The sequence below is a fragment of the Pseudomonas sp. 31-12 genome (genome assembly GCF_003151075.1).
Lineage (GTDB): Bacteria > Pseudomonadota > Gammaproteobacteria > Pseudomonadales > Pseudomonadaceae > Aquipseudomonas.
In genome coordinates, this window is record NZ_CP029482.1 from 326,135 (window position 1) to 347,140 (window position 21,006).

General features: G+C 58.1%; 25 protein-coding genes. 9 read left to right on the plus strand and 16 right to left on the minus strand.

Annotation, left to right across the window (positions count from 1 at the left end; genetic code table 11):
* The first annotated feature begins 19 nt into the window (after window positions 1-19).
* Together DJ564_RS01520 and DJ564_RS01525 are read left to right on the plus strand one after the other, a co-directional pair.
* Window positions 20-442, plus strand: coding sequence for a hypothetical protein (locus DJ564_RS01520; protein ID WP_109627130.1), 423 nt, complete (start codon window positions 20-22; stop codon window positions 440-442).
* Window positions 443-482: 40 nt separating this feature from the next.
* Entirely contained in the window at window positions 483-905 is a 423-nt protein-coding gene (locus DJ564_RS01525; protein ID WP_109627132.1) for a hypothetical protein, read from the plus strand.
* 6 nt (window positions 906-911) lie between these two features.
* Here the strand turns inward: DJ564_RS01525 and DJ564_RS01530 are convergent, their stop codons facing one another.
* Window positions 912-1,145: a DUF1161 domain-containing protein gene (locus DJ564_RS01530; protein ID WP_109627134.1), complete on the minus strand. Its 234-nt coding sequence runs from the start codon at window positions 1,143-1,145 to the stop codon at window positions 912-914.
* Between the two features lie 237 nt (window positions 1,146-1,382).
* Complete coding sequence (locus tag DJ564_RS01535; protein ID WP_064675278.1) at window positions 1,383-1,814, minus strand: OsmC family protein; 432 nt, start codon at window positions 1,812-1,814, stop codon at window positions 1,383-1,385.
* A gap of 241 nt (window positions 1,815-2,055) precedes the next feature.
* Between DJ564_RS01535 and DJ564_RS01540 the strand changes: the two genes are divergently transcribed.
* Window positions 2,056-3,057, plus strand: a complete 1,002-nt coding sequence (locus DJ564_RS01540; RefSeq protein WP_109627135.1) for an LLM class flavin-dependent oxidoreductase — start codon at window positions 2,056-2,058, stop codon at window positions 3,055-3,057.
* Between the two features lie 66 nt (window positions 3,058-3,123).
* On the opposite strand, the gene DJ564_RS01545 is transcribed toward DJ564_RS01540, so the two are convergent.
* Window positions 3,124-3,348 carry a DUF1161 domain-containing protein gene (locus DJ564_RS01545; RefSeq protein WP_109627137.1) on the minus strand — a complete coding sequence of 75 codons (225 nt, stop codon included), beginning with the start codon at window positions 3,346-3,348 and terminating at the stop codon, window positions 3,124-3,126.
* Between the two features lie 122 nt (window positions 3,349-3,470).
* Window positions 3,471-3,686: a dodecin gene (locus DJ564_RS01550; protein ID WP_010465710.1), complete on the minus strand. Its 216-nt coding sequence runs from the start codon at window positions 3,684-3,686 to the stop codon at window positions 3,471-3,473.
* A gap of 157 nt (window positions 3,687-3,843) precedes the next feature.
* Between DJ564_RS01550 and DJ564_RS01555 the strand changes: the two genes are divergently transcribed.
* A complete protein-coding gene (locus tag DJ564_RS01555) occupies window positions 3,844-4,170 on the plus strand; it encodes a YqjD family protein (protein WP_109627139.1) in 327 nt (108 codons plus the stop codon).
* Here the strand turns inward: DJ564_RS01555 and DJ564_RS01560 are convergent.
* Complete coding sequence (locus DJ564_RS01560; RefSeq protein WP_109627140.1) at window positions 4,167-5,060, minus strand: LysR family transcriptional regulator; 894 nt, start codon at window positions 5,058-5,060, stop codon at window positions 4,167-4,169. The two genes, DJ564_RS01555 and DJ564_RS01560, sit on opposite strands and share 4 nt — an antisense overlap.
* A 112-nt stretch (window positions 5,061-5,172) precedes the next feature.
* Between DJ564_RS01560 and trpB the strand changes: the two genes are divergently transcribed.
* The 3 genes from trpB (at window position 5,173) to DJ564_RS01575 (ending at window position 7,782) form a co-directional block, all read left to right on the plus strand.
* A complete protein-coding gene (gene trpB, locus DJ564_RS01565; RefSeq protein ID WP_109627142.1) occupies window positions 5,173-6,393 on the plus strand; it encodes a tryptophan synthase subunit beta in 1,221 nt (406 codons plus the stop codon).
* Complete coding sequence (gene trpA, locus DJ564_RS01570) at window positions 6,393-7,205, plus strand: tryptophan synthase subunit alpha (RefSeq protein WP_109627144.1); 813 nt, start codon at window positions 6,393-6,395, stop codon at window positions 7,203-7,205. The genes trpB and trpA overlap by 1 nt, the downstream gene beginning before the upstream one ends.
* A 121-nt stretch (window positions 7,206-7,326) precedes the next feature.
* Window positions 7,327-7,782, plus strand: a complete 456-nt coding sequence (locus tag DJ564_RS01575; RefSeq protein WP_109627146.1) for an anti-virulence regulator CigR family protein — start codon at window positions 7,327-7,329, stop codon at window positions 7,780-7,782.
* Between the two features lie 54 nt (window positions 7,783-7,836).
* Here the strand turns inward: DJ564_RS01575 and DJ564_RS01580 are convergent, their stop codons facing one another.
* The 11 genes from DJ564_RS01580 to DJ564_RS01630 all read right to left on the minus strand — a co-directional run bounded on the left by DJ564_RS01580 (window position 7,837) and on the right by DJ564_RS01630 (window position 17,940).
* Window positions 7,837-9,798: a DUF4105 domain-containing protein gene (locus tag DJ564_RS01580; protein WP_109627148.1), complete on the minus strand. Its 1,962-nt coding sequence runs from the start codon at window positions 9,796-9,798 to the stop codon at window positions 7,837-7,839.
* Window positions 9,795-10,115, minus strand: a complete 321-nt coding sequence (locus tag DJ564_RS01585) for a DUF2388 domain-containing protein (protein WP_094469762.1) — start codon at window positions 10,113-10,115, stop codon at window positions 9,795-9,797. Before DJ564_RS01585 ends, DJ564_RS01580 begins: the two co-directional genes overlap by 4 nt.
* 28 nt (window positions 10,116-10,143) lie before the next feature.
* Window positions 10,144-10,461 (minus strand): DUF2388 domain-containing protein, encoded by a 318-nt coding sequence (locus tag DJ564_RS01590; RefSeq protein ID WP_109627150.1) that lies wholly within the window; start codon window positions 10,459-10,461, stop codon window positions 10,144-10,146.
* Window positions 10,462-10,567: 106 nt separating this feature from the next.
* Window positions 10,568-10,885: a DUF2388 domain-containing protein gene (locus DJ564_RS01595; protein ID WP_010465729.1), complete on the minus strand. Its 318-nt coding sequence runs from the start codon at window positions 10,883-10,885 to the stop codon at window positions 10,568-10,570.
* 144 nt (window positions 10,886-11,029) lie between these two features.
* Window positions 11,030-11,239 (minus strand): DUF1127 domain-containing protein, encoded by a 210-nt coding sequence (locus tag DJ564_RS01600; RefSeq protein ID WP_109627152.1) that lies wholly within the window; start codon window positions 11,237-11,239, stop codon window positions 11,030-11,032.
* A gap of 260 nt (window positions 11,240-11,499) precedes the next feature.
* Window positions 11,500-11,715, minus strand: coding sequence for a DUF1127 domain-containing protein (locus tag DJ564_RS01605; protein ID WP_007902752.1), 216 nt, complete (start codon window positions 11,713-11,715; stop codon window positions 11,500-11,502).
* Window positions 11,716-12,034: 319 nt separating this feature from the next.
* Complete coding sequence (locus DJ564_RS01610) at window positions 12,035-13,528, minus strand: acetyl-CoA hydrolase/transferase family protein (RefSeq protein ID WP_109627153.1); 1,494 nt, start codon at window positions 13,526-13,528, stop codon at window positions 12,035-12,037.
* Between the two features lie 180 nt (window positions 13,529-13,708).
* The gene (locus DJ564_RS01615) at window positions 13,709-15,145 is read right to left on the minus strand and encodes an NAD(P)(+) transhydrogenase (Re/Si-specific) subunit beta (RefSeq protein WP_109627155.1); all 1,437 of its coding nucleotides are present in this window, start codon (window positions 15,143-15,145) and stop codon (window positions 13,709-13,711) included.
* Window positions 15,145-15,468: an NAD(P) transhydrogenase subunit alpha gene (locus DJ564_RS01620; protein ID WP_003187010.1), complete on the minus strand. Its 324-nt coding sequence runs from the start codon at window positions 15,466-15,468 to the stop codon at window positions 15,145-15,147. The genes DJ564_RS01615 and DJ564_RS01620 overlap by 1 nt, the downstream gene beginning before the upstream one ends.
* Window positions 15,469-15,483: 15 nt before the next feature.
* Entirely contained in the window at window positions 15,484-16,605 is a 1,122-nt protein-coding gene (locus tag DJ564_RS01625) for a Re/Si-specific NAD(P)(+) transhydrogenase subunit alpha (protein ID WP_046044834.1), read from the minus strand.
* Window positions 16,606-17,040: 435 nt separating this feature from the next.
* Window positions 17,041-17,940, minus strand: a complete 900-nt coding sequence (locus DJ564_RS01630) for a LysR family transcriptional regulator (RefSeq protein WP_109627157.1) — start codon at window positions 17,938-17,940, stop codon at window positions 17,041-17,043.
* 157 nt (window positions 17,941-18,097) lie between these two features.
* Here DJ564_RS01630 and DJ564_RS01635 point away from each other — a divergent pair, with 157 nt between their 5' ends.
* Together DJ564_RS01635 and DJ564_RS01640 are read left to right on the plus strand one after the other, a co-directional pair.
* The gene (locus DJ564_RS01635) at window positions 18,098-19,279 is read left to right on the plus strand and encodes an acyl-CoA dehydrogenase (protein WP_010465741.1); all 1,182 of its coding nucleotides are present in this window, start codon (window positions 18,098-18,100) and stop codon (window positions 19,277-19,279) included.
* Between the two features lie 13 nt (window positions 19,280-19,292).
* A complete protein-coding gene (locus DJ564_RS01640) occupies window positions 19,293-20,513 on the plus strand; it encodes a CaiB/BaiF CoA-transferase family protein (protein ID WP_109627159.1) in 1,221 nt (406 codons plus the stop codon).
* The last annotated feature ends 493 nt before the right edge of the window (window positions 20,514-21,006 follow it).

Consider the following 21,006-nt stretch of genomic DNA (forward strand, 5'->3'; position numbering starts at 1 on the left):
GCCTGACTGGAGCTCCGCTATGCGCAAATTGATGCTGACGGGAGGCTTGCTGATGCTGACCGGCTGTGCTGGTTTCGGATTACCTCACCATGATCCTTCGCAAGCGTGGATCGAGCTGGAGTCACAGCAAGAAGACACCGCCCTGCAAGCGCTGGAAGTCGATGACAAGGCTTCTACCGATAAGCGCTATTTCGAGGTGCATCCGGGCAGTCATGAGCTGACGGTTCGCTACCAATTCCCGGTTGCGCCCACCAACATCGGGCCCGATGCCGAACCGCTCTGGCGTGACTGCCAGTTGAATGTGAAATTCAACGACTTCAACGCCGGTCAGCGGTATCAGCTGCAAGCGGGAAATATCGGCTTCCGGCCGTGGGCAAAGCTCTATGACCAGCAACGAAAAGTGATCGGCCAAGGCACACCCGCGGGCTGTCAACGCAGCTAATCAGCGTTATGCTGAATAACCATCCTTTGGGACATTCATCATGCGCAGGTTGATGCTGTTGCTCGCTGCAAGTGTGGTTGCTGGCTGCCAGAGCCCGTTACCGGCGGTAAATCCGCAGATGGCTTGGATCGATTTCTCGACGCCATTCCCCAACGATAAATTGCTGATGGCGGAGCGACTGGACAAGCAGCGAATGCGCGACGGGCGTTTTTTCCAGGTCACCCCCGGCAGCCATGAGCTGGTCGTCAGGTTTGACTTTGAAGTGCCCGGTGGTGGAGGCATAGGGATGATGAGCGCCCCCGTGGAACGGCTGTGCTACCTGACCATCAACTACGATCATTTCGAAGCCGGCCAGCGCTATGTGCTGGAGGGCCGTTCGATAGCGTTCACCCCTGGCGCCCGATTGTTCAACGCCAAGCGCGAGATCGTCGCTGAAGATCGGGAGGCCAATTGCGTCCCGTGAGGCGAATCAGCGGTCGTTTTTCTGGTAGATGATTTTCTTGGTGCCGTTTTCGCAGCTGCCGACGACCATGTTCTGGTCGTGAACTTCGTCATTGGTGACGATTTCGAGGGTGTAGGACGAGACGTTATTGGCCTGGATCTTGGCCTCGATCTCGGCCTTGAGTTCTTCGCAGGATTTCGGTGCTGCCAGGGCCGAAGTGGCCAGCGCACAACAGATAATCGCCAAGGCAAAACGTTTCATGGTTGAAGCTCCATTGAGGCAGCGCGCAAGAGGCTGCGTTTCAGCTGCTGTCATTTATTCGACCACAGTTTGGCAAAGCGAGTTCTGACATCGCTCACAAAGCTCAGGTTTAGCCGTTGGGAGGGTGTCGCTTACAAGATCGCCTTCGCGAGCAGAGCCGCTCCCACTTTTGGTATTTGTTTCAAAAGTGGGAGCGAGCCTGCTCGCGAAGGCGTCAGTACATTCAGCGCCTGATCATCAGCTGACCAGGGTGGCATCCAGGCTGATCTTTGCATTCAGCACTTTGGACACCGGGCAGCCTTCTTTGGCCTTGTTGCTCAGTTCTTCGAACTGCGCTTGAGTGGCCCCGGGGATTTTCGCCTTGAGGATCAATTTCACCGCAGTGATCGCAAAACCACCTTCGACCTGATCCAGAGTCACTTCAGCATTGGTATCGATGCTGTCGGCCTTGAGCCCGGCATCGCCCAGAATCATCGAAAACGCCATGGAGAAACAGCCCGCGTGGGCCGCGCCGATCAGCTCTTCCGGATTGGTGCCTTTGCCGCCTTCGAAACGCGCCTTGAAGCCGTAGGGCGCTTCTCTGAGCACACCGGTTTCAGTGGAGATCGAGCCGATGCCGGTTTTCAGATCACCTTCCCAATGAGCCGATGCTTTCTTCGTAATAGCCATGTCTGCCTCCTCAAGATCCGGCGCGAATGTCGCACCTTCGTGGTTTTCGGTTGCTAGGGTTCTGAGGATAGACGGTGGTGCAAAGTTCACCTGATCTCATAATTCCTACCGTTTTCGTAGGTTTTTTTCGCCTGGCTATTGAAACTCGGGTATATGCCCTCATTGCATGAAACACGCTTATAGATTCGGCAGGTTTTCGTTCGCAAGAAAAACCTGCGCTCACCATTGGAGAAGCAGGCTTATGAAACGACTGTCCGATATCAAGTTCTCGACCCTTGATCTGGTGCCCGTGCGAGAGAACGGCAGCGCGGCCCAGTCGCTGCGTAATTCCCTGGACCTGGCGCAGCATGTCGAGAAATTCGGCTATAACCGCTTCTGGGTCGCCGAACACCACAACATGGACGGCATCGCCAGTTCGGCCACCTCGGTACTGCTCGGCTACCTGGCGGGTGGCACGTCGACCATTCGTGTCGGTTCCGGCGGTGTGATGCTGCCCAACCACGCGCCGCTGGTGATCGCGGAGCAATTCGGCACCCTCGAAAGCCTGTATCCAGGCCGGATTGATCTGGGCCTGGGGCGCGCACCCGGTTCTGATCAAATGACTGCCCGCGCCTTGCGTCGCGAACGCTCCGGTAGCGCCGACGAGTTTCCGGAAGACGTCGCGGAGTTGATGCGTTACCTCGGCCCACGCACGCCAGATCAGCGGATTATCGCAATGCCCGGCACCGGCACCAACGTCCCGGTGTGGTTGCTGGGTTCCAGCCTGTTCAGTGCACAACTGGCCGGTGAGCGCGGTTTGCCCTACGCCTTCGCCTCGCATTTCGCACCGCGCTTCATGCACGAGGCAATTCGCGTCTATCGCAATCACTTCAAGCCTTCGGCGGTGCTGGATAAGCCGTATGTGATGCTCGGCGTGCCGCTGGTTGCCGCTGACACTGACGAACAGGCAGATTTCCTGGCGACATCGGTCTATCAGCGCATCTTGGCGTTGATGCGTGGCCAAAGCCTGGTGCAGCGTCCACCGGTGAAAACCATGGATGGCCTGTGGTTGCCCCATGAGAAAGAAGCCGTGGGCGATTTCCTCGGTCTGGCGATGGTCGGCAGCCCGCAGAAAATCCGCGCCAAGCTTGAGGTGCTGATCGAGCAGACTCAGGCAGACGAGCTGATTTTCACTTGCGACCTGTACGAACATGCGGATCGCGTGCACTCCTATGAGCTGCTGGCGCAGGTCATGAAAGGCTGAGGCACAGGCGCCGCCACACAAAAAAAGCCGACGCTATTGCGTCGGCTTTTTCATTTGTAAGGGACGTCAGCCTTGCTTATATATGATTTTCTTGGCGCCCTTTTCACAGGTACCCACGACTTTCCCGCCGGCCTCAGTGCCCTTATCGACGATTTCCAGTGAATAGCCGGCAACGCCCTTGGCATCAAGTTTCGCTGCGATTTCGGCTTTCAGCTCTTCGCACGATTTGCCATCAGCAAAGGCTGTTCCCGCAAGGCTTAATAAACCTACCGCTAAAATAAAATGCTTCATCTGTCGCATTCCCTCGTCGGATCAAAGGGAGCATCCAGCCATCAGCCGGAGGCACTCATGTAACGCTTGCCATTTCCCTATGGCACTCGGCCGGCGCGCAAGTTCAGGAGACTAGCTCAAACTCAGCTGCTGGCAATCCGGAACCCGACTTTGAGCGTCACCTGAAAGTGGGCGGCCTTGCCGTCCTTGATGTGCCCGCGAGTTTCGGTCACTTCAAACCATTCCAGGTGCTTGATGCTTTTATTGGCTTCGGCCAGCGCGTTGTTGATCGCGTCTTCAATGCTGCTGGTGGACGAGCCGACAAGCTCGACTTTCTTGTAGGTGTGGTGATCAGTCATGGCGTTCTCCTCAGGGTGTGAAATACAGCCTAGCAGTGATTTTTCCTATTACTTCTGTCGGCTAATGCAACGCAGAAGTTCAGATTTACTGCACTTTCTCGAACCCCTGAAGTCCCAACCAACACACGCTACTCATCATCAATGAAGGAGAGCCACCATGGCCAACACCTCTTTACGTAAAGCCTCATTGCAAAGCATGGAAGCCGAGATCGAGAGTCTGCTGAAATCTTTGGAAAATCTGAAAGACGACGCCTCGGACGAGTCGCGTAAAACACTCAAAGTGTTGAAAGGCAACGCCGAGAACGCGCTGAAACATTCGCGCCATCTGCTCAGCGATGCGTATGAAGAAGTCAAAGTCAAAACCCGCGAAACCGGGATTGCCACTCGGGACTACGCCCAGGAACACCCTTGGACTACCGCGGGCGTCGCTGTGGGCGCACTGGGTCTGCTTGCGGCTTACCTGCTGTTCAAACGCGGCGACTAATCGGTCTGGCGCAGCTCGGCCTTTAGCCACTGCGCCAACTGCCGAGCGCGCCCGTCTGCGGCGCGCTTGGGTAGCCACAAGGCCAGTTGCGCCGGGGTTTCACTGAATCCCCAAGGTGCAACCAGACGACCGGCCTTCAAATCCTCGGCTACCAGCGGCTCCGGTGCAATCGCCACCCCGAGCCCCGCCACTGCGGCCTCCAGCAAATAATACAAATGCTCGAAACCCTGACCGTACTTCAACGCCTTGGCGTCGAGGCCGCTTTGCTGTGCCCAACTCGGCCAGGCTTGTGGGCGCGAGGTGGTGTGCAGCAAGGGTTCGTTCAATAACGCTGTGGCCGGCGCGCCTTGCAGCCTTTCATAACCCGCGAAGCGCGGGCTCAGCACCGGGCCGATTCGTTCGCTGGCCAGCTCATAGACCTGCATGTCCGCCGGCCATGGCGGCTCGGCAAACACCAGCAAGGCATCCAGCCCCGGTCGACGCGGATCGAGATCGCCTTCTCCGGCCGACAAGTGCAGGCGCAGGTCCGGCAAGTCCGCATTCAATCGTCCCAGGCGTGGAATAAACCAACGCGCCAACAAGCTGCCCGAGCAACCCAGTACGAACGGCGCGTCGGCGGTGCTTTGGGTCAGCTCCGCGCAAACCGTTCGCAGACGCTCAAATGCTTCTCCGCTGGCATCACGCAGACGAACGCCGGCATCTGTGAGTTTCAGGCCGCGCCCCTCCTTGATGAACAAGCTCACGCCCAAGTGTTCTTCAAGCACCTTGAGTTGCCGGCTGACCGCGCCGTGAGTGACGTGCAGCTGTTCGGCTGCCTGACTGACGCTGTTCAGCCGTGCCGTGGCTTCGAAGGCGCGAAGGGCGTTCAGCGGGGGAAGGTCGTGGCTCATGGGATCTGTGAGTTTTCCTGACAGGTTGTGGCGATCTTATCGGTTTTCAGGCTGGGGCGTCAGGGGTAGAGTGACCGTCATTGTCATCTCACGAATCCCACTGGAGCGACCCATGACCCAGACTAATCTGCGCAACGGCCCCGACGCCAACGGCCTGTTTGGCTCGTTCGGCGGCCGTTACGTCGCCGAAACCCTGATGCCGTTGATCCTCGACCTGGCCCGTGAATACGAATTGGCCAAGGAAGATCCGGCGTTCAAAGAAGAATTGGCTTACTTCCAGCGCGACTACGTCGGACGTCCAAGCCCGCTGTATTACGCCGAACGCCTGACCGAATTCTGCGGTGGCGCAAAGATTTACCTGAAGCGCGAAGAGCTGAACCACACCGGCGCGCACAAGATCAACAACTGCATCGGCCAGATTCTGCTGGCGCGGCGCATGGGCAAGAAACGCATCATCGCTGAAACCGGCGCCGGCATGCACGGTGTGGCGACGGCGACCGTGGCTGCACGTTTCGGCCTGGACTGCGTGATCTATATGGGCACCACGGACATCGAACGTCAGCAAGCCAACGTATTCCGCATGAAATTGCTGGGCGCCGAAGTGATCCCGGTTGTCGCCGGCACCGGCACCCTGAAAGACGCGATGAACGAAGCGCTGCGTGACTGGGTGACCAATGTCGACAGCACCTTCTATCTGATTGGCACCGTGGCCGGCCCGCACCCTTATCCCGCCATGGTCCGCGACTTCCAGTCCGTGATCGGCAAGGAAACCCGTGATCAACTGCAAGCCCAGGAAGGTCGTCTGCCGGACAGCCTGGTGGCATGCATCGGTGGCGGTTCCAACGCCATGGGACTGTTCCACCCGTTCCTCGATGACAAAAGCGTCGAGATCATTGGTGTGGAAGCGGCCGGTTACGGCATCGAAACCGGCAAGCATGCTGCCAGCCTGAATGGAGGCGTTCCGGGCGTGCTGCACGGTAACCGTACTTTCTTGCTGCAGGACGACGATGGCCAGATCATCGACGCTCACTCGATTTCCGCCGGCCTCGATTATCCAGGCATCGGCCCTGAACACGCCTGGTTGCATGACATCGGCCGTGTCCAGTACACCTCGGTGACCGACGACGAAGCCCTCGATGCATTCCACAAATGCTGCCGTCTGGAAGGGATTATTCCGGCACTGGAAAGCGCCCATGCCCTGGCCGAAGTGTTCAAACGCGCACCGATCCTGCCGAAAGATCACCTGATGGTGGTCAACCTGTCCGGCCGCGGCGACAAAGACATGCAGACCGTGATGCACCATATGGAACAGTCCCAGCAGGAGAAACACTGATGAGCCGCCTGCAAACCCGTTTTGCCCAACTCAAGGAACAGAATCGCGCCGCCCTGGTGACCTTCGTCACCGCTGGCGACCCGAGCTATGACACTTCCCTGGCTATCCTCAAAGGCTTGCCCGGTGCTGGCGCCGATGTGATCGAGCTGGGTATGCCCTTCACCGATCCGATGGCGGACGGCCCGGCCATCCAGCTGGCCAACATCCGCGCCTTGGGTGCGAAGCAGAACCTGGCGAAAACCCTGCAAATGGTTCGCGAGTTCCGTGAAGGCAATACCGAGACGCCGCTGGTGCTGATGGGGTACTTCAACCCGATTCACATGTATGGCGTGCCGCGTTTCATTGCCGACGCCAAAGAAGCCGGCGTTGACGGTTTGATCGTGGTCGACCTGCCACCGGAGCATAACGGTGAGCTGTGCGACCCGGCTCAGGTTGCAGGCCTGGACTTCATCCGCCTGACCACGCCGACCACCGATGATGTGCGCCTGCCGACCGTTCTGAATGGCAGCTCCGGTTTCGTCTACTACGTGTCGGTTGCCGGTGTGACCGGTGCGGGCGCGGCGACGCTGGAGCATGTTGAAGAAGCGGTTGCCCGTCTGCGTCGCCACACCGATCTGCCGATCAGCATCGGCTTCGGCATTCGTACACCGGAGCAAGCGGCGTCCATCGCGCGTCTTGCCGATGGTGTGGTGGTGGGTTCGGCATTGATCGATCACATCGCCAATGCCACCACGGCGGAACAGGCGGTTGATGACGTGCTGAGCCTTTGCTCGGCACTGGCTGACGGCGTGCGTAAGGCCCGCGTCAGTTGAAGGTAAAGTTCCTGATACAGAGGAATTAGAGCCTCGCGGCACAGACTAAACAGCAAGACCGAGGGCTTCAGGACTACGTTCTGAGGCCCTTTTTGCTGTATGTGCAGTGAGGAAAGACCTGATGAAAATGCCGAAACGTCTGATTGCCAGCCTGGGCGTGCTGATGCTCAGTGCCACCCCGCTGCTGCACGCGAGCGCCGATCAGCGCGACGATCACGACCGCGGCGGCCCGCAGCAGGGCCATTATGATAACCGTGGTGACAATCATGGAGATGACCACCGAGGCCCGCAGGACAATCGTCGCGGCGGCCCACCGCCACGGGACTTCGGTCCGGTGCGTCAGACTATCCACGATAACCACGGCTATTTCGTACGCGGCGCACCGCCACCGCCTGGCATTCATCTGGTGCGTGGCCGGCCGTTGCCTCACGGTTATTACGGTGAGCGCCTGGACAATCGTGCCTTGGGACGGCTGCCGTATTACCCGGGCTACGAATGGCGCCGTGCCGGGGGCGACATTGTGCTGATCGCCGTGGGCACCGGGATCGTCTATGAGATTCTGGAAGGCGTGCTTTGATTTAACGTGCGGGCAAAAAGAAGGCTTCGTGGGTGATCCACGAAGCCTTCTTTTTTATGGCAACTCCAGTCCGCCCGCGGCTTTATGCAATTTGCGCAAATGCTCGCCCACCTGTTTCAGGTTGGCTTCGTTGGCGGCCATCTCGGCTGCACGGCCCGGTTCGAGCAGCGCCCTGACTTCCTTGTCCAGATCGCCGGTCAGCACTTGAAGCTGCTTCTGCCGCAGGTTGCTTTCCGATTCCAGGCGCTGCCATTCATTCGGTTGGGGCAATCCATATCCGCCGGTGCCGAGCAGCTCCGCCGGACGACTCAGGAAGCCGCTATTGGCGAGAATCTGCTGCAAGGTCGCGTTCGCCTTGTCCATGCCGCCGTTCTTCAGTTCCCGAGCGCCCAGATAACGCTGTTTCACTTCATCCTGGGCCAACACCAACTGTTGACGGAAGCTTGCCTGCTCCAGCAACAGCAACGCTGCGCTGGTGCGTAGGTCAGCCTGCTCAAACCATTGCCGGCGCTCTTCTGCTTTCAGTGCCAGCCAGTCTTCGACTTTTTCCTGCTTGATCGGCAAGTGCTTCTTCAGCACTTCGAACATCGCCTGATAGCGGTCACGGAAGGAGTCGAAGCGATAGCCCAGGCGCAGCGCTTCGCGAGGGTCATCCAGCACGCTGGTATTCGCCAGTCCGCGGCCCTTCATCACTTCCAGCAAACCGTTTGGCATGATGCTGTCGAGCCCGACCAGTTTCGCGTTGTTGCTGCCGCTGCGCAGTAATTTCAGGCCTTCCACCGCGCAATTGTTGGAGAGGAAATAATAGTTGCCGTCGTAGCTCCAATGCATCTCGGCGGCGTGTTCCACGACGTCTTCAATTTCTTTGCGCGACAGGTTCAGCGGGACCGAGGCCAGGCTGCGCAGTTCAGTCTTGGTGTATTCGTCGATCACTTGGGCTAGCGGCAGTACAAACAGTCGCGACGGGTATTTACCCACCAGTCCATCCCAGCTCGAGAGCTGTACGTCGCCGACGAAGGCGCGGTAGGACAACACCAGATGCTGGTCGAGATCGAGGCGGCAGTCCGGTCCCCGTGGCCGGCCCGGCGCGCAGATCACCAGACGCAACATGCTGTGGCCCCAGCGGCTGACCCAGTTCTGGTTGGCTTCGGCCAGCAGATAGTCGACGGCGTACACCCGTTCCGGATCGACCTGGCCCAGCGGTTGTTTGGCGAAGTCGTTGCCGGCATTGAGGAACGCGAAGGATTTGCCGCAAGCGTCTTTGGCGGCGGGAGCCCAGCCGAAATGTTCTTGGTAGTAGCGATATAGCGCGGGGCGACGGCAGGCGTAGCTCGGGTCGAGGAGGAAATACTCCATGTTGACCGCGACAAACTCTTTGGGGCTGCTCGTTTCGTAGATGTCCGGGCTGCGGGCGATTTGCCGGTTGTGCTGTTCGCGCTCGCCGCGGCGACCAACGTATTGCGGCCAGCCGGCCAGGTCGAGCAGGCGCGGGTCATCGCTCAAGGTAAAGCGGCGGTCGGATTGACCACGGCATTCATCCGGGATGCCAATCAGGCCTGAACTGCTGTTGCGCCGGGTGCAGCGCTGGATCAGCGTGCGCTCCGCATCTGGCCATAGGCGCGAGCGGTCGTAAATGTGGGTGAGTTCATGCAACACCGTGGCGAGCATCTCGCGGCGGACGGTGCCGTGGGGGCGATAGGTTTTCTTGGTGGCGGCACTGCCGTTCGTGAGGTTGACGAGCAAGTTGCGGTTCAGATCGAGCTCGGACACCAGCGATGCCTGGCCATAGGCATTGCTCGGCATGTCGTCGGTCCAGCCGACATCAATGCGCCGGTCCAGTTGTTCGATGAAGCGTGGCGGCAAGGCCTGCATGGCTTCATCGAGCAACGCCTGACTGGCTTGCTGTTGTTCAGGACTCAGACCTTCGGTCTTGAGCCGTAATTGCAGACCAGCCTGGGCCGTGTTGCAGAGTAGCAACATCAGCCCGGCCAGCAGCCAGGCGCTTGTCGACCTCACAGTGCGAGGATGGCTTCGGCGAGCACCTGATCACTGGCGTCTCGTGCTTCCGGCACACGGGTGCGCAAGGTGTTGATGGCCGCTTCAAGGTGCGCGCCGCGTATGTCGCCATCGCTGGCAACGAAGCTGGCCGCATCGTCGTGGGCTTCACGGATGATCTTCGAATCCCGGATCGACGTGGTGGTATCGGACGTGAAATCAAGGGTGCGCTGGGTGGCATTGATGATGATGTTACTGGTGGCGACCAGGGTGTGCGCCTGGGTCACATCGGCCAATAAAAGCAGGCCAAGGGCAACAGCAATCAGAGGGCTACGCATGGAACGACTCCGCAAGGACAAAGGATAACTATTGGACGAGAATTGCCTGCGCCAGTTCAAGGTCGCTTGCATGAAGTTTTGGCTGGCTGCGGCGCAGGTAATCCAGCGCGGATTCCAGTTGTGCTCCGCGTAGTTGGCCGTCGCTGGCAATGAACGCCGCAGCGTCATCGTGTGCCGCGATCAGTAGCTTACGGTCGAAGGGGGCCGCGGTCACCATGCTGGTGGCGTAACCCGTGACGACGATGCCTTGGGTCGACAGGTTGAACGCGTCGTAGGCACAGGCCGAGGCCGACCAACAGGCCGCGAGAAATACCGAAGTAGAAAACCGCTTTGAAAGAAAACGCATGGGACTCGATTGCTGAAAGCGAGTCCAAAGGCTAGCGCAATGCCCCGGCTAGAGCCAGCGCCGAAACATTGGGACACGACAAGCGTGTCCCACGTAACTGTGTTGCTTAGATTGTCAGGATGGCTTGGGCCAGCTGTGCATCGGTAGCGTTCAGCTGAGGCGCCTGGTGACGGATGTGGTCGAGTGCGCTTTCCAGTTTCACACCACGAATGGCGCCTTCGCTGGCGACGAAGCTGGCGGCATCGTCACGGGCAGCGCGCACAATCTTGTCATCGCGAAAGGAAGAAGTGACGTCGGAGGTTGCATCGGAACTGGACTTCAGCGCGCCGACGACGGCATCCGTGGTCACGATAAAGCTGGTCGCGTGGGAATTGGCAGCCACGGCAAGCAGGGCTGCAGCGCTGAGCAGACGAAGACGGGACATGGTGTAACTCCTTTGGATAACCGATTGAGAGGTGTTGAGGTAGCTGTTGGATCAGACGCCTGTCGTACAGCACTCGCCACGTTCTGCCTTGATATTAGGCCTGCTTTTATCGGTTCGAATAGTCCCTTCTTTTAAAGCAGGGCCCTAGCGCCAGAACGGCTTATCCAATTCATTGAGCCGATCGGCGTGGCTGATGCCCAGGTCCGAGAGTTGCCGATCATTGAACTGGCCCAGCAAACGTCGGGTGCGAGCTCTCTCAAGGGCGGCGGCAAGCGACTTCAGCAATCGTTTAAGTCTGTGGAGTCGAGGCTTCTTTAGAAGGGCGGGGGCAGAAACATCCAGTAAGTTATCCATGGCGCGAAGTCCTTTTGCCGGAGAGTCAGGACTTCATGTTGAGCGTTGCGAGTCTGGAGCTACAGATACACTGCCGTGAAATTGTACTGGTGCAATCTGATAAATATTAAGACTGTACTTGTTGTTGGCTATTCCTTTTGTTCAGCCGCCGATCAAGGCTGAAAACGACAAAGCCCGTCGTGGTTTCCCACGACGGGCTTTGCTTTTTCAATTTGAAGTGCTGGCGGTGGACCCGGTGGGTCAGAGCCAGCGACGCTAACTTAGCGCCAGAACGGCTTGCTCAGCTCTTCGTAGCGTTGTGCTTCGCTAATCCCGGCATCAGCCAGCAGACGCGAATCCAGACGAGCCAGTTGATGGCGGCTGGAGATGCGGCGCTGCCACAGCATCAGGTTGGCAATAACGCGAAGAGGCATGGAAGCCTGGGTTTTTGCAGCGGTATCTTCGAAGAACAGTTCGGAACTGAGTGTACGTTCCATGGTTGACATCCTTCCGCTTGTGGCGGGATTAGGTAGTGGTTTAACTGATGCCAATGATCCTCTCGTTTGGCTAGTCTCTGTAGATACAGTTCACCTGTATTGTGAGGGACCAGTTAACTGTTAATAGGGGGTGTACTGGTCGAAATTGAGGCAACTGTACCTGTCAGCACTATGTTGGTGCAATTTTGATGTTTTGACTTGATTGTGTAGGCAAATACGGTAGGAAATGACCAGTACAGCAGTACAGTTTTAAATAGAATCTAAAGCGGTAAGCGCCAGCTGACGCAACTGTGTTTGCGTCAGCTGTTTTTTCTCTGAATCAGACCGCCAGCATTCGCCCGGTTTCTTCCAGGTTCATGTGCCAGCTCAGTGCGTCACGCAGGATATGCGGGGTGTGTCCGCCCAATGCACAAGCCGCCGTAAAGTAGTCATCCAGTGCCTGGCGGTAATCCGGGTGCACACAGTTGTCGATGATGACCCGAGCCCGCTCCCGTGGCGCCAGGCCGCGCAGGTCGGCCAGACCGATCTCCGTCACAAGGATGTCGACGTCATGTTCGGTATGGTCGACGTGGCTGACCATCGGCACCACGCTGGAGATCGCGCCACCCTTGGCAATCGATTTGGTCACGAAGATTGCCAGGTGCGCGTTGCGCGCAAAGTCCCCGGAACCGCCGATGCCGTTCATCATCCGTGTGCCGCAGACATGGGTGGAGTTGACGTTGCCGTACAGGTCGAATTCCAGCGCGGTGTTGATGCCAATGATGCCCAGGCGACGCACCACTTCCGGATGGTTCGAGATCTCCTGCGGCCGCAGAACCAGTTTGTCCTTATAGCGCTCCAGATTGCCGAAAACGTCGGCATTGCGCCGGCTCGACAGGGTGATCGAACTGCCCGAGGCAAAACTCAGCTTGCCGGCGTCGATCAGGTCGAAGGTCGAGTCCTGAAGCACTTCGGAGTACATGGTCAGGTCTTCGAACGGCGAGTCGATCAAGCCGCACATCACCGAGTTGGCGATGGTGCCGATACCGGCCTGCAAGGGGCCGAGCTTGTTGGTCATGCGCCCTGCGGCCACCTCTTCCTTGAAGAAGTCGATCAGGTGATCGGCAATGGCCTGAGTGTCGACATCCGGCGGCAATACCGTGGAGGGCGAGTCGGACTGATTGGTGATCACGATCGCGACGATTTTTTCCGGCGGAATCGGAATGGCGGTGCTGCCAATGCGGTCATCGACCTTGACCAGCGGAATAGGCGTACGGGTCGGACGGTAAGTCGGGATATAGATGTCGTGCAAACCCTCGAGGTTCGGGTTGTGCGCCAGGTTGATCTCGACGATCACGTGTTTGGCGAAAATCGCAAAGCTGGCCGAGTTGCCTACCGAAGTGGTCGGCACGATATGGCCCTGCTCGGTGATCGCCACGGCCTCGATCACGGCGATGTCCGGCAGTTTGAGCTGCTGGTTGCGCAGTTGCTCCACGGTTTCCGAGAGATGCTGGTCAATGAACATCACTTCGCCAGCGTTAATCGCCTTGCGCAGGGTGCTGTCGACCTGGAATGGCATGCGTCGTGACAATACGCCGGCTTCGGTGAGCTGTTTATCAAGGTCGTTGCCCAGGCTGGCGCCGGTCATCAAGGTGATTTTCAGCGGGGTGATTTTGGCGCGCTCGGCCAACGCGTGGGGCACGGCTTTGGCTTCGCCGGCGCGGGTGAAGCCACTCATGCCGACGGTCATGCCGTCCTGAATCAGAGCGGCAGCGTCAGCGGCGCTCATCACCTTATCCAACAACGAAGGCAAGCGAATACGATCACGGTACATGGATGGTTATCTCGGGCAACGGAAGCAAGGTGTGCAGTCTAGTGATTTGAAAAAAATCCGTCCCGCTACCATGGTCGAATGCAGAGGCTTGATTTAGAGCCTTTGGTCGGGTTTCACGGGGAATAAAAAAACCCCAGCCTACTAAAGGCTGAGGTTTTGGGTATTGCGTTGGAGCAGGTTTTACTCGACAGCTTTGACCATGTCTTCGATGACTTTCTTGGCGTCGCCGAAGACCATCATGGTTTTGTCGAGGTAGAACAGTTCGTTGTCCAGACCGGCATAGCCGCTGGCCATCGAGCGCTTGTTGACGATGATGGTCTTGGCTTTGAACGCTTCGAGAATCGGCATGCCGGCAATCGGCGATTTCGGGTCGTTCTTCGCGGCCGGGTTGACCACGTCGTTGGCGCCGAGCACCAGCACCACGTCGGCCTGGCCGAACTCGGAGTTGATGTCTTCCATCTCGAACACCTGATCGTAAGGCACTTCGGCCTCGGCCAGCAGCACGTTCATGTGGCCAGGCATACGACCTGCAACCGGGTGGATCGCGTACTTCACGGTCACGCCGCGATGGGTCAGTTTCTCGGTCAGCTCTTTCAGCGCGTGTTGCGCCCGTGCGACCGCCAGGCCGTAGCCTGGAACGATGATCACGGTGTCGGCGTTGGTCAGCAGGAAGGTCGCGTCATCAGCTGAACCGGATTTCACCGGGCGAGCTTCTTTCGAACCCGCCGGGCCTGCCGCGTCCGCCGTGTTGCCGAAACCACCGAGCAGCACATTAAAGAAGGAGCGGTTCATCGCCTTGCACATGATGTACGAGAGGATCGCACCGGACGAACCCACCAGCGAACCGGCGATGATCAGCATCGAGTTGTTCAGCGAGAAGCCGATACCGGCCGCTGCCCAGCCGGAGTAGCTGTTGAGCATCGACACAACTACCGGCATGTCGGCGCCGCCAATCGGGATGATGATCAGCACGCCCAGCACGAAGGCCAAGGCCAGCATCAGTGCGAAGGCGCTGAGATTGCCGGTCAGCATGAAGGTGATGCCCAGCGCCAGTGTCGCCAGACCCAGCACCAGATTCAGCTTGTGTTGGCCACTGAACTGTACCGGTGCACCCTGGAACAGGCGGAACTTGTACTTGCCCGACAGCTTGCCGAACGCGATCACCGAACCGGAGAAGGTGATTGCACCGATGGCAGCGCCGAGGAACAGCTCAAGACGGTTACCGGCAGGAATCGCATCGCCCAGCTGTTTAACAATACCCAGCGATTGCGGTTCAACAACGGCCGCGATCGCAATGAACACCGCGGCCATACCGATCATGCTGTGCATGAAGGCGACCAGTTCCGGCATCTTGGTCATTTCAACGCGCTTGGCCATGATGGAGCCAGCAGTGCCGCCGACCAGCAGACCGACGATAACGTAACCGATGCCGGCGGTGGCCAGCTCAGCGCCCAGCTTATAGATGAGGCCCACGGTGGTGAGGATCGCCAACGCCATGCCGAGCATGCCGTACACGTTGCCGCGTCGAGAGGTTGTCGGGTGCGACAGGCCTTTGAGGGCCTGGATGAAGCAGATCGACGCGATCAAGTAGAGCGTCGTGACAAGATTCATGCTCATTACTTAGGCGCCTCTTCTTTTACGGCTTTCGGGGCTTTTTTCTTGAACATCTCAAGCATCCTGCGGGTCACCAGGAACCCACCAAACACGTTCACGGCCGCCAGGGCTACCGCGAGGGTGCCCATGGTCTTGCCCAGTGGCGTCACGGTCAAAGCCGCGGCGAGCATGGCGCCGACGATGACGATCGCCGAGATCGCGTTGGTCACCGCCATCAAAGGCGTGTGCAGTGCAGGCGTAACGTTCCAGACCACGTGATAACCGACATAAATCGCCAGCACGAAGATGATCAGGTTGTAGATACCGGGGGAGATAAGCTCTTCCATCGTCTGAATCCCTGCTTAGGCGTTTTTGCGGATGACTTGGCCGTCGCGGCACATCAGGCACGCGGCGACGATGTCGTCTTCGAGGTTGATCTCGAACTGGCCTTCTTTGTTGAAGACCAGCTTCAGGAAGTCCAGCAGGTTGCGTGCGTACAGGGCCGAAGCATCTGCCGCGACCGCGCCGGCCAGGTTGGTCGGACCGCAAATGGTGACTCCATTCTCGACCACAACCTGATCGGCCACGGTCAGCGGGCAGTTGCCGCCCTGAGCAGCCGCGAGGTCGATGACCACCGAGCCTGGCTTCATCTGCGCCACGGTTTCCGCGCTCAACAGCGTCGGCGCCTTGCGGCCCGGGATCAGTGCGGTGGTGATGACAATGTCAGCCTGTTTGGCGCGTTCGTGCACGGCCAGGGCCTGACGTTGCATCCAGCTGGCAGGCATTGGCCGGGCGTAACCGCCGACACCGACAGCGCATTCGCGCTCTTCATCGGTTTCGTACGGCACGTCGACGAACTTGGCGCCGAGGGATTCGATCTGCTCCTTCACCGCAGGACGCACGTCAGATGCTTCGATCACTGCACCCAGGCGTTTCGCCGTGGCGATCGCCTGCAACCCCGCAACGCCGGCGCCGAGAATCAGCACACGCGCCGCTTTCACGGTGCCCGCAGCCGTCATCAGCATTGGCATGAAGCGAGGGTAGTGGTGAGCGGCCAGCAACACGGCTTTATAGCCGGCGATGTTCGCTTGCGAAGACAGCACATCCAGGCTTTGAGCGCGGGAGGTACGCGGCGCAGCTTCCAGCGCAAACGCGGTAATGCCGCACTCAGCCAGCTTGGCAATGGTTTCATTGCTGAACGGGTTGAGCATTCCGACCACAACGGTGCCGCTTTTAATCAGCGTCAGCTCGCTGTCGCTGGGGGCGACCACCTTGAGAATCAGCTCGGCACCAAACGCATCGTTGGCGCTGCCAATGATTGCGCCTGCCGCTTCATAGGCACTGTCGACAACGCTGGCGTTAATGCCGGCGCCGCTTTGCACAGTGACCTTATGACCCTGGCCGATCAGCTTCTTGATGGTTTCCGGGGTTGCAGCAACCCGTGTTTCACCCGTCTGGGTTTCGAGAGGAACACCAATGTGCACGTCAAATCTCCTGCGTGATCTTATTGAGTAAACCCAGGCACTTCGGATGGTGCGGCTGGGGCGGCCGATCAGCACGATCCCGCCAAATCAGGGCGGGGCGCGGCATTTTGCAGGCGAACTTTGTGCCCTTCAAGGGATTATGACGGGTGACGGAAAATTAACTACAAGTCACCCCGTGACCGAATGTCGCAACCAACTGACTCAACCCCTTGCAGGCCGTGCCTTTCAAGGGTTCTGGCCGAATTTCAAGAATTTACACATCCGCACGGTGAATGAGGCGTCATTGCTGGTGAATAGAGGCTCAAAGCCATGTAGATAGGCACTTGTGGGACGTTTGTACTGCTTTTCGGTACAGTCTGCGAATATGCGACAAATACGTATATCTGTAGGGCGTTTTATTTGCTGACTACGGGGTCAGTTAAGTCGTGAAAGCCTTTATCCTTCTAGGCTGTAGCTTTGTGCCTGGGTGACCAGCCAATCGCGAAATGCCCGTAAAGAGGCCGATTCGACCTTTCGCTCCGGAATCATCAGGTAATAAGCCTTGATGCTCGACAGCGCTTGAGCGTTGGCTATTACCAAGCGTTTCTCAGTCAGTTCGCGTTGAATCAGGAATGGCGGAATCAGCGCGATCCCCATGTCGTGCATCGCCGCTTGGGCAAGCATGGAGAATAGCTCGTAGCGCGGTCCTGTCATGTCACGCGGCACATTAAGATGCTGGGAGTTGAACCACTGGCGCCATGCATAAGGGCGGGTGGTCTGTTGCAGCAGGGGCAGTTCAGCGACTTCATCGGGCGTCAGGCTGGTTTTTTTGCCCAGTAGCGTGGGGCTGCACACCGGCATCGGATTTTCGCCCATCAGCCTGTGGGATTCGGTACCCGACCAATCTGCATCACCGAAGTAAATCGCAGCATCGAAGTCGGTGTCGGCGAACAGGAAGGGGCGGGTGCGGTTGGTGAGGTTGACCGTCACTTCCGGGTGTTTGTGCTGGAAGTCCTTGAGCCGCGGTAGCAACCATTGAGTGCCAAAGGTTGGGACCACGGCCAATTCGATCACGTTGGCGCCTTGTTGCCCCATCACTGACAAGGTGTCCCGTTCAACTGCATCGAGTTGAGTGGCAACACGGCGGCTGTAGGAAAGACCGGCTTCCGTCAGCTTCACTCCGCGCCGCGAGCGTCGGAAGAGTTCGACGCTGAGGAACTCCTCCAGGCTGGCGATCTGTCGGCAAATGGCGCCCTGGGTGAGCGAAAGCTCCTGCGCCGCTTTGGTAAAGCTCTCGTGGCGCGCTGCCGCTTCAAAGCTGATCAGGGCGGTGGTGCTAGGGATTTTCCGGCGCATGTACTTCAACCTCACTAATACATCGCATAAAGGCTGCTTCGCGACATTACGGAGTGAGAAATTAGCACAACAGTATGCAAAATCCTCGTTTGCCGTAACGCTGAACCGGGCCTAGGATCAGTCCACGTTATTTGACCCGATTCGAGAGGACACACTCATGGGCGGTAAAGCTAGCTTCAACTGGATCGATCCCCTGCTGCTGGATCAACAGCTCACCGAAGAAGAACGCATGATCCGCGACACTGCCGAGCAATTCGCTCAGCAGAAGCTGGCGCCGCGTGTTCTTGAAGCTTTCCGCCATGAAAAGACCGATCCGGCGATCTTCCGCGAGATGGGCGAAGTGGGCCTGCTGGGCGCGACTATTCCTGAGCAGTACGGTGGCAGCGGCCTGAACTACGTCAGCTATGGCTTGATCGCTCGTGAAGTCGAGCGTGTCGACTCCGGCTATCGTTCGATGATGAGTGTGCAGTCCTCGCTGGTCATGGTGCCGATCAATGAATTCGGTACTGAAGCCCAGAAGCAGAAGTACTTGCCCAAACTGGCCTCGGGCGAGTGGATTGGTTGCTTCGGTCTGACCGAGCCTAACCACGGTTCCGACCCGGGTGCGATGATTACTCGTGCACGTAAAGTGGAAGGCGGCTACAGCCTGACCGGCAGCAAGATGTGGATCACCAACAGCCCGATCGCTGATGTGTTCGTGGTCTGGGGCAAGGATGATGCGGGTGACATCCGTGGCTTCGTTCTGGAGAAAGGCTGGAAAGGCCTGAGCGCTCCGGCGATTCACGGCAAGGTGGGCCTGCGTGCATCCATTACCGGTGAGATCGTCATGGACAACGTGTTTGTCCCTGAAGAGAACATCTTCCCTGACGTCCGTGGTTTGAAAGGCCCTTTTACTTGCCTCAACTCCGCACGCTACGGCATTTCCTGGGGCGCACTGGGTGCAGCAGAATTCTGCTGGCACACCGCTCGCCAATACACCCTGGATCGTCAGCAGTTCGGTCGCCCATTGGCTGCCACTCAACTGATTCAGAAGAAACTGGCTGACATGCAGACCGAAATCACCTTGGCTCTGCAAGGCTGCCTGCGTCTGGGTCGTATGAAAGACGAAGGGACTGCGGCAGTCGAGATCACCTCGATGATGAAGCGCAACTCCTGCGGCAAGTCCCTGGATATCGCGCGCATGGCACGTGACATGTTGGGCGGTAACGGCATTTCCGATGAATTCGGGGTTGCTCGTCATCTGGTCAACCTGGAAGTGGTGAATACCTATGAAGGTACGCATGACGTCCACGCACTGATCCTCGGTCGCGCGCAGACCGGCATCCAGGCGTTCTATTAATAGGAGAACGTCCATGGGCGCGCTTTCGCATCTACGGGTACTGGATTTATCACGGGTGCTGGCCGGGCCTTGGGCCGGGCAGATCCTTGCGGACCTTGGCGCCGAAGTGATCAAGGTTGAGCGCCCGGGTAATGGCGACGATACGCGCGCCTGGGGGCCTCCCTTCCTGAAAGACGCCTATGGCGAGAACACCAGCGAGGCCGCCTATTACTTGTCGGCCAATCGCAACAAGCAATCGGTGACTATCGACTTCACGCGTCCAGAGGGTCAAAAGCTGGTGCGTGATCTGGCGGCCAAGTCGGACATCCTGATCGAGAACTTCAAGGTTGGTGGCCTGGCGGCTTATGGGTTGGACTATGATTCGCTTAAGGCCATCAATCCGAATCTGATTTATTGCTCGATTACCGGGTTTGGTCAGACTGGGCCTTACGCCAAGCGTGCGGGTTATGACTTCATGATCCAGGGCTTGGGTGGGCTGATGAGCCTGACAGGTCGACCTGAGGGAGATGAGGGTGCAGGTCCGGTGAAAGTCGGTGTGGCGCTGACCGACATCCTGACCGGGCTCTATTCGACGGTGGCGATCCTTGCTGCGTTGGCTCATCGGAATCATGACGGTGGCGGTCAGCATATCGACATGGCGTTGCTGGATGTCCAGGTCGCGTGCCTGGCCAACCAGGCGATGAATTATCTGACGACGGGCAATGCGCCCAAGCGTCTGGGTAATGCTCATCCGAACATCGTGCCTTACCAGGATTTTCCTACGGCGGACGGTGACTTCATTCTCACCGTGGGTAACGACGGGCAGTTCCGCAAGTTTGCGGAAGTGGCTGGGCAGCCACAGTGGGCGGATGATCCACGCTTCGCGACCAACAAGTTGCGGGTGGCGAATCGCGCGGTGTTGATTCCGCTGATTCGTCAGGCGACGGTTTTCAAGACCACGGCTGAATGGGTGCTGCAGCTGGAGCAGGCGGGTGTACCGTGCGGTCCTATCAACGACTTGGCGCAGATGTTTGCTGATCCTCAGGTCAAGGCGCGCGGGTTGGCGATTGAGCTGCCCCATGTGCTGGCGGGGATGGTGCCCCAGGTCGCAAGCCCTATTCGTCTGTCGGAGACGCCGGTGGAATATCGCAATGCGCCACCCTTGTTAGGCGAGCACACGCTGGAGGTTCTGCAGCGGGTGTTGGGTCTGGACGCTGATGCGGTCGCCGCTTTCAAGGTGGCTGGGGTGCTCTGAAGATCTCTTCTATATAGAGAAGTGGTTTTGCTCTTCTATATAGAAGGAAAATCAGCCTGTTTCCCGGCTTTCTCCAAGTTATTGATAGAAAAGCCAAATCAGGGGTTGACGGCAGATTCTGGAAGTCTATAATTCGCCCCACTTCCGGCGCAGTCGAAACGGAAAACTTCTTGGTAAACAAAGAGTTACGCAGTTTTCGACAGTGAGTTGCTTCAGGTCATCGAAGCCCAGAAGGAGTTGATCAAGCGGGTTTGTTTGGCTTGATTGACGGTTCGATCTTCTCGGTCGAAAGCGGAGAAAAAGAGGTGTTGACAGCAGCGAGTAACGCTGTAGAATTCGCCTCCCGCTAACGAGAGATCGGAAGCGCAAGTGGTTGAAGTTGCAAAGGAAACTTTGAAAACTTCTGAAAATAACCGCTTGACAGCAACAGAGGCTGCTGTAGAATGCGCGCCTCGGTTGAGACGAAAGATCTTAACCAACCGCTCTTTAACAA